The organism is Holdemania filiformis DSM 12042 (genome assembly GCF_000157995.1).
GTDB classification, from domain to species: domain Bacteria; phylum Bacillota_I; class Bacilli_A; order Erysipelotrichales; family Erysipelotrichaceae; genus Holdemania; species Holdemania filiformis.
The window spans coordinates 126342-140394 of the sequence record NZ_GG657553.1; the positions used below are offsets into that span (position 1 = coordinate 126342).

Genomic DNA, 14053 nt, shown 5'->3' on the forward strand with positions numbered 1-14053 from the left:
TTTCTCGTTTTCAGTTAACGAAATCCATTTTCAGAAGCGGCAGCGAACAGTCTTGTTTCGTTCATCATACTGGATTGACAGGCGGACTGTCAAACGATACTTTCCAGCTTTGCTTTCTCTGACGGCATAAAAGGGTAAGAGTGCCTTTTCCGCTCATTACAAATTTCTTACGTTTCCCTGGTTCCCGCCCTTCTCCCTGGCTTTCCTTATATAATAGAGATACTCAGAATCTTCACCCAGCTGCCCATGCGACGATACAAAAAATTTAGAGCCGGCGCGATGGCCTGCACGAGTAAAGGAGAGCTTATGAAAAAAGATCGCTTCTATAATATCCTGTTTCCCCTCTGGTTCTTTTTGTTTATTCCTTCCACCTGGCTTTTCCTGATCACATTCCTTGGAAACGCCGCGATTGATTCGCTGGTGTTGGCGCTGGGCTGCAAAATGAATCACAGACCTTTCGTTACAACCTGGAAAAAGAGTTTTCTCTGGGTCTTTGCCTTCGGTTATCTGGCGGATTTCCTCGGCGGTGTCTTGTTGTTCATCCTCTCCACCGTTTTAGACAATCCGCTGGCTTATGCGATGATGTTTAATCCATTTTCCAGCTTTGCCGGATTTCTGCTTGTCGCCTTGATGGTAGCGGCAGCAGGAGGGCTGATTTATCTTTTCAATTTCAAAGTAAGCTTTCGCAGGCTGGACTGGCCGCTCAAGGAGAAGCGCAAAGCAGCGTTAATTCTGGCAATTTTGACGGCGCCGTATTTGTTCCTGTTTCCTTCGATCCTGCTTTACCGATAAAAGGAATAATAATAATTTAAAAATGAAAAAACGGGCCTAACGATTGATTACGAGCTTTTCGTTTTCAAGCTTATTAAGTGCCTGTTTTTTATACTTTTCTGCTTGCTTATTATTTTTGAAATTCTTTCATCATTACTCTTTCTAAGCCTTGATTCCGACATTGAATATAGTCCTTGTCTATTTTATAAAAGGATGACTCAATCGTTCTGTTTTATCAATTTTTTTAAAGTAACTAACGGTTAATGATATAATAAACATATATTCCAGTCCTTTATGAAAGGAGTCCATTTTCATGAAAAAGAAGTCCTCGCCGGGTCTTGTCCTGTTACGTTATTTTTCCGGAATCCTCGCTGCTCTCATCCTCTTTATCGCACTGGCCAATTTCATTGCCGGAGGGGGCTTATTTTCTACTATCCTGCTTATCCTCGCCGCTTTGTTCATTGCCCCGATCAAATCCATTATAACATTAAAGAAAAAATACGGAATCAAGCCCTATCTGACCGCCGTTCTTTTACTTCTTTTGTTCTGTTCAGGGATCTTATTTTCAAATGTTCCTTCCGCAGATAAACCGGCTTCAGCCGCCGCGGCCACCCCTGTCGCTACAGTTGAGGCAAATCAGGAACCTGCCGCCCATGCGGACAAAGATCTCAATGAATCACAAAAAGAGGAAAAGGAACAGAAACAGGAAACGGAAGAGATTTCTCCAACTCCATCGGTTTCGCCCGTTACGAGTTCAGTTCCTTCTTCAACGCCTTCACCGACGCCCAGTTCTACCCCAACGCCAACACCCGCGCCTACACCGGAACCTACGCTGTCTCCTCAAACTCTCTTATTGTACGCAAATACTTCTTATTATAGCAACGCCTGGCAAATCAAAACCGGAGATACGATCAGCACCTATGTTCAGTATGGTTCAAGCGGTCGGAATATCCCTTCCCACTTAAACTATTATTCTGATAATGAAGAAATCGCAACGGTAGATTCTCAAGGCTATGTTAACGGCGTCGCCGCAGGAACAACTAAAATTCATGTTGAAGGCGACGGATTGGAAGATTATATTACCGTTGCCGTCAGTGAAAAACAAATTGTCATGGAATCGGAATCCTCAAGTCAACAAGGATATCAAAGTGAGGGTGCTGATTATGTTCTCAATACAAATACAATGAAATTTCACTATCCAAGCTGCCGCCACGTCAAAACCATCAAAAGCAGTAATCGTTGGGATTATCACGGAGATCGGGAAGAAGTGATCAACATGGGCTATATTCCATGTAAGACATGCAAACCTTAAAACTAAACTCATGGACTTATGCCGGCAGACTCTGAGATTAACCTTTCAAAAATCAATTATAAAAACCAGAACGCTTGTTGCTCTAAAACAATGATCCGGATCCTGTTTCCTTGTCATTGTACGCATCAATCCGCATTCTGGTTTTCTTTTAGCTTATCATTTCCTTAAAATCAGTTAGTGTCAAAGTCCCAATAAGAACTTCTTCTTTCCTATCGCAAACTGCCCAAACTAAATAAGAAACAGTTTAATCTTTAACGATATAGGTTTTCACTTTAACGATCTCGCCGCGGTCATCACGTTCGATATAAACATCGACCTGACCATCGCTCTGCATTGAGTATCGCCCGGCCATTTTGTCTTCCATCACTCTGACCTTTTTTCCCTGGTAAGTGTAGCGTTCGTGGTCATAGATCAGCTCATGTTCCCGATATTCCTGATTCAGTTTCTCCTCGCTTAAGTTAAGATAAACATCGATATGGAAGGCCCGCGGCTCGGCATGAAATTCGGCTGCCAGCGCGGTCGCGGCTTTTTCTCTCAAATCGTTCAGTCCATCCTGCGGATTCTCCCGCAAAACCTGGATCAAGGCTTGATCGGCACGGCTGCGGATTTCCTGCGTCGATGGCAGATTGAGATCCCGCGTCAGTTCCGCTTCCAGCATAAAGCGGGAGTCCGCGCTGGAGCACATCGACGACAGGTCTGGGGAAAACGGCGTTTGGGCTGCCGCCGCGGTAATCATGGTAAAGCAGACCAGCAAGCCCAGACAACCGGCCGTCATGATTTTCTTCAGCGGTTTATAGGCGGCGATGCTACGTACCCGGCGTTCCACTTCATTGCGGCTGAACGCACAGTAGTTCCAGGCAAATTTCAGACGTTTGCGCGACATCTGGATCAGCGCCCGGGCATAGCTCTGACGCTGCTGGATATCCAGGATCGTCAGCACTGTTTCGTCGCACGCTTCCTCAAGATCCCGGCTGATCCAATTGATCATCAGCCAGACCAGCGGATTAAACCAGTGAATACAGAGCGCAAGCAATGCGGCCAGCTTCATCAGGTTATCCCGGCGGCGGATATGCGCGCATTCGTGAAGCAGGATGTTTCGCAGCAGTTCCGGATCCCGGAAATCCAGACTCGCGGGCAGGAAAATCAGCGGACGCAGCACGCCGGAAACCAGCGGACCTTGAATCTGATCGTTGAGATATACTTCCGCCCGCACATTTCGTTCTTCCAGAATGGAGCTGACCCGTTCATCGTCTTCGATCAAAATACTATCGTCAAATTTGCGGCGTGTCTGGGTATAGCGCCAGAATAAAAATCCTCCCAAAAGCAGTGTTCCGGCCATGCGAATTGTCGCCCAATTCCATTGCAATGCCGGAAGCGCTGACTGCGTGACTTCGTTAGTCGTTGTATAAGCAATTTGCCGGTCCTCGGTTACATTTGTTTCCGCAGGCTGACTGGCGGTCCCGGCTTGTACAATCACATCTGCGCTTTCCGCAAACCGTTCAAAGAATACCGGCAGCTTCCAGTCAGGCAGTGAAGTCAGATTGAACGGCGTCGATAATGAGAAGGGAAGAAGCAGACGAATCAGGACGCAGATCCATAAAAGCGGAAACAAACGTTTCGGCAGAAACCGTCCGAATATTTTTTTGAGCAGCACCACGATGACGATCATTCCGCCCCCGACCAGACTCATCAGCATCAGCGGCATATTCATTTTAATAATCCACATGATTTTTTCCTCATTTCATCTTTTCGATCAGCTTCAGAAGTTCGTCGGCTTTTTCATCGCTGAGTCCCTTATTCTTTAAGAAAGAAGAAAAGAACAGCTCGTCGCTTCCACCGAACATTTTATTGATCAGTTCCGCGGTTTCCTCTTTCTGAACCTCTTCCCGGCGGACTAACGCCTCACATTGAAAGTTGGGTTCCGTTCGTAAAACCGCGCCCTTATCCACACATTTTTTGATCACGGTATACGTCGTATTCTTATTCCAGCCGATGCTCTGACCCAGCTCATCGGCAATTTCCTTCGCCGGTGTTTTGCCTTTCCGCCATAAGACGTCCATGATTTTCAATTCAGAATCGAATAATTTCATCCTGTCCTCCTTTCAGACTACTCCGATAGTCTTTTTGTCAATTAAAGACTACTACAATAGTCCCGTGATGTCAAGACGATTTGAGTAGTCTGATCTGTTTTATTGTAATCATCTTAATTTCAAAAAAATTTCTGCACTTCATTTTATGCATAGTTAATAGCTTAAAGTAAATTGAAAAACAATATTCCTATTCCGGTATCACTTATCAAAATTTTATAAATTTATTCCGATATCAGAATCTTAGTACAGCAGAATAACAATTATCTAATAAGATCAATTACTCTGAAAATCAAAAAACCCAAATAATTCAAAAGCTGGGCAGCATTTTATCCCAGCTTTAATGATATAACTCATTCTTACTTAGACCTAGAACCTGCATCTCAGGATAAAGCATTAGAATTGATTCTTTTAATAACATTCTGAATTCCATTTAACATGTTTAAATCATTACCAAACAATTCAAGGATCGTACCTTTATCTGTAAACGGTGTATGTTTAAGCACTTCTGGATCCTTTAGCATACCGTTTCTTACAATATATTCAATAATCTGATTGACAAAATAAATCTGATTACTATTCAGCTCCGCATCATCCAGATATTCCGCAAACGCCCCTTTCGCGGCATTCATATCCAAGCCTACAATTTCTCTGACAAATTCACCTAATGGTTTATCTCCGAACTCTGAATAATAGTCCTGTTGAGTTCCCAATTCAATCCAAAGAATATATTCTAAATCTTTTAAATCTTTGGAATTTAGAGGTTCATTGGACTTGAGTTTTATGATGGCTGGATTATCTTGTTGATGCTGCTTAATATAATATTCAATCTTCGCTTTATAATTTTCCAAGTTAGTTTGATTAAGTTCTGACTCATTCCATTCTATGGATAGAATATCATCTTCAAAATTAGTGTCATATTTACTCGTCTTGCCTTTTGGCAAATATTTCATAAGACTTCTAAGCTTTTCTCTGATTTCCTCGAATTCGTTAATCCCGCTATCTTCCAAATAATCTGTATGCAGGATTTTGTTGATTAAGTCTGAATGAACCTGAATTTCCGGAATGTTGGCTACGTTGGAAATTCCTTTAACCTTATTAGTTAAATCTCTATATCCTTTCATATACCGATTATTCATTAGATACGCTAACTCGATCTGATACATTAAAGCATCAAATCGCACTGCGCTGATCTCATCTTCATCAGGTTGAATCAGCGGTGTAAGCTCATTTTTAACCATTGAACAATCTTCAGAAGTCAAAGTTACATAATTATCTGGATTCGAGTATAAATCAACATATTTAAGATGTTGGCGCACATCAAATTTGGAACGATCCAATTCTTTTACCTTTACCACCAATTCATCAACTAAAGTACTTCTCCACGCTTTTAATTCCTCTGTCTGATAAGCCATAGCTTGAAGCTTCCACACAATTTCAAATTTCAAGTTAAAGATCGCTCCTTGAATAGCGGTTATATTCGCAGAGGCTTTCCCTTTATTCATTCTGAAAAATTCAAAATTACCACAAAAATCGAAAATATAAAATTCTTTTTTATCTTCCCCATCCAGCAATTCAGGACATAAACGGGTTCCACGTCCAATCATTTGCCAGAATTTAGCCTTGCTCATTACCTTTTTGAAGAAAACAAGATTCACTACTTCAGGCACGTCAATCCCCGTGTCCAACATATCTACGGATATCGCTATCTGAGGAAGCTTATTAGCATCCGAAAACTCATCAATCGCAGTTTGTGCATAATTGATATAATTGTCAATTACTTTTGCATATCCCTTTAACTGTGGATATTCTTTATTAAAAATTTCGTATATTTTTTCCGCATGATTGTGATTTTTAGCAAATATTATTGTTTTTCCTATTTTCTGGCCATAATCAATTTTAATTCCATAGTGAAATAGAGTTCTCAAAACTTTCTTTATAGTATCCTCATTAAACACCCACTCATTTAACGCTTCAGGACTAATCCTTTCTGGAAAATTTCCATTCTCATCCGCAAAGGTATTTTCGTATTCTTCTTTTTCTTCGTCGCTCAATTGATCCCAGCTAATTCCATCAACAATAAATTTTAAATCTGTTTCTACTGATAAATAATCGACTAAATACCCATCTTTTACAGCTTGAGCTAATTCATATCCAAAAGTCGGAACATGGTTTTCAAGTTCAAAAATTCCATACGTGTTTTTATCAATTTCATCTTTTGGCGTTGCGGTCAAGCCCACTAACGGTGCATCAAAATACGTGAATATATCCTTATATTTATTATAGATGGATCTATGAGCTTCATCGCATATGATTAAATCAAAATGTCCGCAGGTGAAAAGTTTTTTGCCCTCTTCTTTAATTGAATCGATACAGCCCATCATCGTTTGATAGGTAGAAAAAACCGCATGTGCGTTATAATTATCTTTCTCCTCAACCAGATTCGTCGCTGACAATTCTGGAAGCAAATTAACAAAACTTCTTTTTGCTTGAATAACTAAAGAATTACGGTCTGCTAAAAACAGAATGTTTTTTACCCATCCGTTTTTTAATAATACATCGACAAGTCCGATAACAACTCTTGTCTTACCTGAACCGGTTGCCATGACCAGTAGTGCTTTTCTTCTATTTCTGGCATCGAAAGCTTCGCAAACTGCTTTAATCGCATTTTCCTGGTAATAACGCCCAGCAATCTCCTTATTGATATCAATATACTTCAAATGCGATTTCATTTTCTGCAAGTTGAAATGTTTTTCCAAATCTCGCTTAGAATAAATAGATGAAACTTTTCTTTCCGGATATTGATTATCTATAATTCGGGTATCAAAACCATTTGTCAGAAAAATGACGGGTCTTACATGATATTGTTTTTCTATTAAATCAGCATATAAAGAGGCTTGCTGCCTTCCTTGAGAAACATCAACACATGTTTTTTTCGCTTCAATAATCGCTAATGGTTTATGCGCATCATCAAATAAAACATAATCAGCATAACCAACATTCGATTTATTTGGCATTTCTGTTAACTCTACTTCATTCAGCCAATCCTTGCCTTCTGTCCATCCAGCATCAATTAACATGGCATCAATATATAGCTTCCTTGTTTTGAACTCAGATAAATCTAACGGTCTGGCAACATAGGTATCCTGTTGTTGAATTCTGCGCTCACTTAATTCAGCTTTTAAAGCTTTATTTTCTTCAATCAGAGTCTGCAATTCAATATCTTGTACTTTATTATCGGGTTCACTTATCTTTTGAGTCTCTAATAAGGTTTCATCATAGTCTCTCTGTTCATAATTTTCGCCATAGCAATAAGCAATAAAGTCAAGAAAATAGAAAAGGTTACGCAAACATATTTTAGCTATGTTTTCACTTTTCTTATCTGTGGTATGGGCTACTTTATTACCATATCTGCGAATGAATTCTAAACGATTCCACAAATCAGTACCCACGATATCCCTAAAAGCATCAGTATTCATCAAACTATGTAAATTATCCTGATAGGGAACTTTCAATTCCCGATCAACAGAATACATCCATTTAATTGCCGCTTCCATCGCTCGTCGGCAGTTAAAAATACATGAGCTAACATCGATATTGAATGTTTTTTCTGCGACAACCGCAATATCTACAAAGCTATCAAAATCTTTTTCGTCTTTCAAATAATCGAAGTTAGTCATAAATTTCCTCCGTTCTAACCTAATTATACACTTACATTCACTTATATGGAGCGACATATTTTGATTTATCGACTTGTTTAACGAAATCGGCAAACTCATTTTGAAGATCAAGAGGAACATCAATAATCATTTCATTATGAAATTCATTCCGATTTAGCGTTGGTACGCCAGTACCAGAAGCAAATCGTTGTAGTTCATAAAATTCTAATAAGTATTTAAGATATATAATATTGTTATTATAAGTATTAATAGAGTAAAGTGTCGTATTTAATGGCCAAAAAGGATGGGCATAATAGTAAACTTTGCCGAGAGTTCCTGACCTTCCAGTTATTATTCCACTATTACTTTTTGCTTCATTATGATATCCAACAATTCCATTTGAACCCCAAACGGGAATCGTACTATTCTGAATCCTGTTTTGTATCGGTAAATCATGACCTCTTTGAAGTTTTACAACCTCAATAACTTTTTTAACAACGAAATTCTTATTATTGGTAATAGGGTTTCCAAACATCTCGACAAATCGGGCTTTGATCAAATCATCAAGTTTACACAGTTCTCGCTTACGTAAAATTATAACATTCCAACATTTTCTGAGATTTTCTGCGCGTTTAATTTGCTCTTCTATTAAGGGTAAACTTATTTGTATATCACTAACTATAGATTTTGATATTTCTTTAAATGTTGCTCCTCTTCCTAGTGAATTCAGATATTGCGTATTTCTTTTAAGAAACCAATAGAGATAGATATTATTTATTCGCTCTGAACAAATTAAATTTTTAAACCCCTGATTACAATACATTTCTCTCCCGGCAATGGCAACCTTCCCTATTGGTGCACGTGATGATAGTATTACTGTACCAGGTGGAAATGATTTTAATCCCGTGTCTATGACCGCTTGCCGAGTAATCTTTCTTACACTTTCATTGATTATAATTGTATCGTCAGACAACTCTGCTGGAGTAATCCAATTGATATCACCGTTCCAATATTTAGAGCAACTAGTGTTTGGTGTGGTTCCCGATACGATTTCACATATATCACCTAACTTAAACTTATTAAACACTTTATCCCCACAAATCCGAATTTGCTAACTAATATACCTTCTGTGTGATTCTTTGACATTATTCTGATTGACCATTGCGTAATGCATCGTCGTGTCTATTTGAGAATGCCCTAATAAACTTTGCACCTGTTCTATTGGCATTCCTTTATCAATCGCTTTTGTAGCTACAGTTCTTCGAAATTTATGCGGATGAACTTTCGAAATTCCTAATCTTCTTCCAAGTTGCCTTAATCTGATCTCCACCCCGCTTATTTTTAATCTATCATGTGGTAAATCTAAAGAAACAAATAATGCAGGATTATCATCATTTCTCGTATTTAAATAATTTTTCAAATGAATTTTTGTTCTCGCATCAAAATATACCGGTCTTTCTTTATTGCCTTTACCAAAAACTACACATTCTCTATTTTCAAAATCAATATCATTAATATTCAATTTTACCAGCTCTCCAACACGCATTCCTGTTGAAGATAGCAGATCAATGATCGCTAGATCTCTTAAACTTGTACAACTATCTCTTAGCAATTCTAACGTCTCATCAGAATATGTTTCTTTAATTACTTTATCTGTCTTAATCTTATGAATTCTCTTCATCGGACTCTTTAAGATATAATTCTCCTCTTCTAGCCAAGAAAAGAAACTACTTAAATTCCGTCTAATGTTATCCACACTTGCCTTAGAACAATTATTCATTTTCTGATAATCTGTCAAATATGTGCGCAAATCATCAGTAGTCATATATGTTATACTCATATTGATTTTTTCATTCATTTTAATCAAAGTAGATTCATAATACTTTGTAGTTCTTTTACTACAACCTTCTATTTCTTTAGCAGATATGAATTTAGAGATTAATTCTTCATTGGAATATTTGCAAATCTCACTAACAGAATCCTCCAAAGCTTTAATTTCCACTTTTTCAAAGCATCGAGTTAAAACAATATCAAGCATCTGCATTTGAGCGTTATTTAAATGTTTAAGTAAAGATTGTTCAATTTCTTTGATAATGGTTTCTTTCATACTAATAACCTCCATTACCAACCTCACTCCAACCATTACTCAACTATCCAAAATATTTTTGCATTAAACTATCAAATAATTCTTGTGTTTTATCCAGTGACTGCTGCACCGCTAATTTTGATTTATCGACCTGATTAACAAATTGTTCAAAATCATTTTGTAATTTTAAATTTACTTTAGGAACTAAGATATTTTTTAATGTCTCAGATTTAATACCTTGAATTGTAGCACCACGTTTCTGACCATTGAAAAAATCTAAATACTCATCTAAAAGATATTTTAAAAACACTAAATTGAAATTATCATCAATATTTGTAATTGAAACAATATCTTGATTTGTACACATTGGAACAACATTTTTGGACACTTTACCAACTCCAACTCGTATTCCAAACAATAGTGAATTCGCAGGTATTAATTTAGTTGCGCTATTTTCTATTGCATCTTTTGTTATATATTCGATTGCATCTTCGAATCCTATTTCAGTCTTACCTAACGCAACTGTAGAAATCCATGGGATTTCTCCTTCAAAATATTCCGGTTTAGCTCTTGACGGTGTACCTCCACTAATTAAATATGAAATGTCTTTCAAGTATACTTGCTCCCATTTCTTAGAATTTGATTTTATGTCCCCAAACATCTCGACAAATCGGGCTCTAATTAAATCATCAAACTTCTGAAGCTGTTGTTTTTTCAAGTTAATAATCAACTCGACTTTTTGAAGTTTATCTACTACTTTAAACTGAACAACTAAATCAGGAACATCTATTTCAATCTTCAATAGATCTGATTTTGTAAGGCTCGGTAATGTTACAGCTTTGTTGAGCCTATTAAAATCAAAATGCAAACAGAAATAATACAAATATTTAGGGATCATTTTAGATCTATCCGTAACTAATCCAAACGCAGTATCGACATTCCAAAATGGTTTATCTACAAATATTGGGTTATTGATGCTTCCTTTTCTGCCAATAACAACAGTATTGCCTTCGCATAAATAATTATTAGCAAACCCAATGATCCCACCACTTCCATAGATAGGATATTGACCCTCTGGATTCTCGACACTTTTTTGATTCTTACCATTCTTAATAATCAAAATATCCTTGAACGTTTTCAGCATATTTATCCCCACAAATCCGAATTTATCATTCAGATTTTCCTCCTTTCTATTCCTCCAGTAAAGCCTTTAATTCTTCTAAATTCTTATCTATTTCTTTGTTTAATGCCACAATATCCACAAGTATTTCATGAGTTGGCGCATACTCCACTTTTTCATACACGACTTCTTTATATTTGTTAATAGAAAGATCATAGTTGTTATTCACAATTTCTTCTTTATTGACAAAGAAGCTTTGATCTGTACGTTTTCTATCAATTTCTTTATCAAGGTTTTTAAATCTATTAATGATATCTGGAATATCGTTTTCTTTGACTATTGAACGTTTATCATCCAATGAAAAGCCGTCAGCTTTCATATCATAGAACCAGACTTTATCTGTTCCACCGTGACCTGTCTTCGTGAAAATGAGGATTCCTGTAGAAACTCCGGCATATGGCTTAAATACGCCAGACGGCATGGAAATGACAGCTTCCAGTCGATTTTCCTCAATAAGCGCTTTTCTGATTTGCACATGAGCGTTGCTTGATCCAAACAAAACTCCGTCCGGAACAATACAAGCGCAACGACCGCCAATCTTTAACATTCTTATAAATAAAGCCAAGAATAACAACTCAGTCTTTTTTGTTTTAGCGACTTTTAACAGATCGGATGATACGGATTCCGCATCTAATGTGCCTTTAAACGGAGGATTGGCTAAAACTAACGAGTATTTATCCTGATCCAAATTTTGATCCGAAAGACTGTCCCGATACTCAATGAAAGGAGATTCTACCCCATGTGTCATCATGTTCATGGCTCCAATTCGAAGCATCGTTCGATCCATATCAAAACCATGAAACATATGATTCATGTAGTGATCTCGATTTTGCTTATTCATTAAAATATCATTTTTATAAGTGTCGATAAGATAAGTACTGGCTTCAACTAGAAATCCTGCGGTTCCACAGGCAGGATCACAAATCGTATCTTCTGGTTTCGGATTTACTAATTTGACCATCATTTCAATAATATGTCTTGGTGTTCTGAACTGACCATTTCTACCTGCTGTCGCAATCTTCGACAAAAGATATTCGTATACATCTCCTCGGATATCTTTTTTTTCAGATTTGCTCATAGAATCATAAATATCATCCAGTGAATCAATGACCTTAGATAAAACTAAAGGAGTCGGTAATTTAAATATCGCATCATCCATGTATTTTGAATACGCACTGTTCTTATCAGCATGTAGATTCTTAATAAAAGGAAAAACCCAATCTTGCATAATCTCATACATCTTGCCAGCAGGAAAATCATGAAAAACTGACCATTTAAGTTGATTCCCATTAATTGACCTTTCACCAATTTGAACTTGGTCTGAGAAAATACTTTTGAAAGGTAAACCCAATATCGCATTTTCTTTTGCATTTTTATTATCTACATCATCTAAATCACGAATGAACATTAGATACGTTATTTGCTCAATGACTTCTAACGGATTGGTTAAGCCACCTGCCGCAAAGATATCCCATAAACTATCAATCTTATTTTTTAATTCACCTGTAATCATTATTCTTTCTCCTCGTTCCAAATATAGGAAGTATATCTTCCTCCGCTAATCTTAATGATTTCTCCTTTTTCAACTAATTCAATTAAAGCTCTTTGAATCGTAATCTGACTGATGTCCGGACATTGTTTCATAATCTCCGCTTTTGTAATCTTGCCCACATTTCGTTTGATAATTGCTCGTACCCTTTCAGGTTTAGAAAATCCAGATTCAATCAGAATTTGGACTCGTGAAGAAAAATCGCGATATGCGGCGACAATGGCACCTAGATAATATTCAACAAAGGGTGCATAATCATTATTATTTTCATGCCAGCCTAGCGAACTTTGCTGCAAAGCTTCATAATAACTTTCTTTTGTAGTTTCAATTAGCTTTTCAATGCTGATATATTTGCCGACAATATAGCCTGATTTATACAAAAGTAATAATGTTAGTAATCGGCTCATTCTTCCGTTACCATCATTAAACGGATGAATGCAAAGGAAATCCAAAATAAACATAGGCATCAAAAGAAGTGGATCAACATTGTCTTTCAAGGCTTGATTGTATGCATCACATAATTCATCAATGGCTTCAGGCGTTCTCCATGATTCGACAGGGCGAAATCTGATTTTACTATTCCCTTGAGAATCCATTTCAGCGATGATATTATCGACATTCTTATATTTTCCACCAATGCTTAAACCTGTAAACTTATACATCCCTCCATGCAGCTGTAAAAAGTAATTTGATCGAATCGGAATGTAATCATAGTTTTCGTGAATCATATTTAATATGTCCCGATAACCCGCTATTTCTTTCTCATTTCTGGTCTTAGGCATCGTTTTATCCATAACAATTTTCTTTAATCGCTCATCAGATGTATAAATACCTTCAATCTTATTCGACGCGTCTACACTTTGAATCTTTGCAATTTCAACAAGATCGCTTAATTTATCTGCATTGGATTCAATAAACAGATTTTGTTCCCCTTTATATTCATGAATAGTTGTCAATAAGGAAACAATTTGAGGTGTCAATAAACTTTTCGATAACTCGCTATATTCAAATTTTTTCATATCCGTCTCCTTTCTGCAGAGAAACATCAATAAGTCCAGAAAAACAGAACTCCTATTTAAACGAATTTAGAATTTATGCTTTCCGACAGTTTCATTATAGATTCAATATTATCAAAAAGCAATTCAATTTTATCATTTTTAAAATTTTGATATAATTAAAATCTAAAATGATAAAATTGAATTGCTAAAAAAGTGAACTTGAATTATTAGATTAGGACATCGTTGCGTTTAATCATGCCATAACTTTACTTAATTAAGGTCTCATAATAGATATGAGATTGGTTTTCGGTTTTTTTCACCATTTTACGCAGTCTTTTTCCAAACCGTCATAAAAATCAATGACCACCTCATATGTAGTTTTATTGCTGATGGATCATTATTACCATAATC

10 protein-coding genes are annotated in these 14053 nt (G+C 37.0%); 2 read left to right on the plus strand and 8 right to left on the minus strand.

Annotated elements, in window-relative coordinates:
* Positions 1–306 precede the first annotated feature (306 nt).
* Positions 307–792: a hypothetical protein gene (locus tag HOLDEFILI_RS18195; protein WP_050766911.1), complete on the plus strand. Its 486-nt coding sequence runs from the start codon at positions 307–309 to the stop codon at positions 790–792.
* A 292-nt stretch (positions 793–1084) separates the two neighbouring features.
* Positions 1085–2083, plus strand: a complete 999-nt coding sequence (locus tag HOLDEFILI_RS19545) for an Ig-like domain-containing protein (RefSeq protein ID WP_006057939.1) — start codon at positions 1085–1087, stop codon at positions 2081–2083.
* 244 nt (positions 2084–2327) lie between these two features.
* On the opposite strand, the gene HOLDEFILI_RS03050 is transcribed toward HOLDEFILI_RS19545, so the two are convergent.
* The 8 genes from HOLDEFILI_RS03050 to HOLDEFILI_RS03085 all read right to left on the minus strand — a co-directional run bounded on the left by HOLDEFILI_RS03050 (position 2328) and on the right by HOLDEFILI_RS03085 (position 13663).
* Positions 2328–3809: a M56 family metallopeptidase gene (locus HOLDEFILI_RS03050; RefSeq protein WP_006057940.1), complete on the minus strand. Its 1482-nt coding sequence runs from the start codon at positions 3807–3809 to the stop codon at positions 2328–2330.
* 10 nt (positions 3810–3819) lie between these two features.
* Positions 3820–4173, minus strand: a complete 354-nt coding sequence (locus tag HOLDEFILI_RS03055; RefSeq protein ID WP_006057941.1) for a BlaI/MecI/CopY family transcriptional regulator — start codon at positions 4171–4173, stop codon at positions 3820–3822.
* 380 nt (positions 4174–4553) lie between these two features.
* A complete protein-coding gene (locus tag HOLDEFILI_RS03060) occupies positions 4554–7850 on the minus strand; it encodes a DEAD/DEAH box helicase family protein (protein ID WP_006057942.1) in 3297 nt (1098 codons plus the stop codon).
* Between the two features lie 37 nt (positions 7851–7887).
* The gene (locus tag HOLDEFILI_RS19130) at positions 7888–8916 is read right to left on the minus strand and encodes a restriction endonuclease subunit S (RefSeq protein WP_006057943.1); all 1029 of its coding nucleotides are present in this window, start codon (positions 8914–8916) and stop codon (positions 7888–7890) included.
* A 24-nt stretch (positions 8917–8940) separates the two neighbouring features.
* Positions 8941–9936 (minus strand): site-specific tyrosine recombinase/integron integrase, encoded by a 996-nt coding sequence (gene xerA / locus HOLDEFILI_RS03070; protein ID WP_039863795.1) that lies wholly within the window; start codon positions 9934–9936, stop codon positions 8941–8943.
* Positions 9937–9979: 43 nt separating this feature from the next.
* Positions 9980–11059 carry a restriction endonuclease subunit S gene (locus HOLDEFILI_RS18720; RefSeq protein ID WP_006057945.1) on the minus strand — a complete coding sequence of 360 codons (1080 nt, stop codon included), beginning with the start codon at positions 11057–11059 and terminating at the stop codon, positions 9980–9982.
* A 46-nt stretch (positions 11060–11105) separates the two neighbouring features.
* Positions 11106–12608, minus strand: coding sequence for a type I restriction-modification system subunit M (locus tag HOLDEFILI_RS03080; RefSeq protein WP_006057946.1), 1503 nt, complete (start codon positions 12606–12608; stop codon positions 11106–11108).
* Entirely contained in the window at positions 12608–13663 is a 1056-nt protein-coding gene (locus HOLDEFILI_RS03085) for a Fic family protein (RefSeq protein WP_039863797.1), read from the minus strand. The genes HOLDEFILI_RS03080 and HOLDEFILI_RS03085 overlap by 1 nt, the downstream gene beginning before the upstream one ends.
* Positions 13664–14053: the final 390 nt, after the last annotated feature.

Excerpts from the sequence above, each read along its gene's own strand:
- HOLDEFILI_RS03060 (WP_006057942.1), bottom strand. The coding sequence starts at position 7,850 with ATGACTAACTTCGATTATTTGAAAGACGAAAAAGATTTTGATAGCTTT.
- HOLDEFILI_RS03055 (WP_006057941.1), bottom strand. The coding sequence starts at position 4,173 with ATGAAATTATTCGATTCTGAATTGAAAATCATGGACGTCTTATGGCGG.
- HOLDEFILI_RS19545 (WP_006057939.1), top strand. The coding sequence starts at position 1,085 with ATGAAAAAGAAGTCCTCGCCGGGTCTTGTCCTGTTACGTTATTTTTCC.
- HOLDEFILI_RS03050 (WP_006057940.1), bottom strand. The coding sequence starts at position 3,809 with ATGTGGATTATTAAAATGAATATGCCGCTGATGCTGATGAGTCTGGTC.
- HOLDEFILI_RS03080 (WP_006057946.1), bottom strand. The coding sequence starts at position 12,608 with ATGATTACAGGTGAATTAAAAAATAAGATTGATAGTTTATGGGATATC.
- HOLDEFILI_RS03085 (WP_039863797.1), bottom strand. The coding sequence starts at position 13,663 with ATGAAAAAATTTGAATATAGCGAGTTATCGAAAAGTTTATTGACACCT.
- xerA (WP_039863795.1), bottom strand. The coding sequence starts at position 9,936 with ATGAAAGAAACCATTATCAAAGAAATTGAACAATCTTTACTTAAACAT.
- HOLDEFILI_RS18720 (WP_006057945.1), bottom strand. The coding sequence starts at position 11,059 with ATGCTGAAAACGTTCAAGGATATTTTGATTATTAAGAATGGTAAGAAT.
- HOLDEFILI_RS18195 (WP_050766911.1), top strand. The coding sequence starts at position 307 with ATGAAAAAAGATCGCTTCTATAATATCCTGTTTCCCCTCTGGTTCTTT.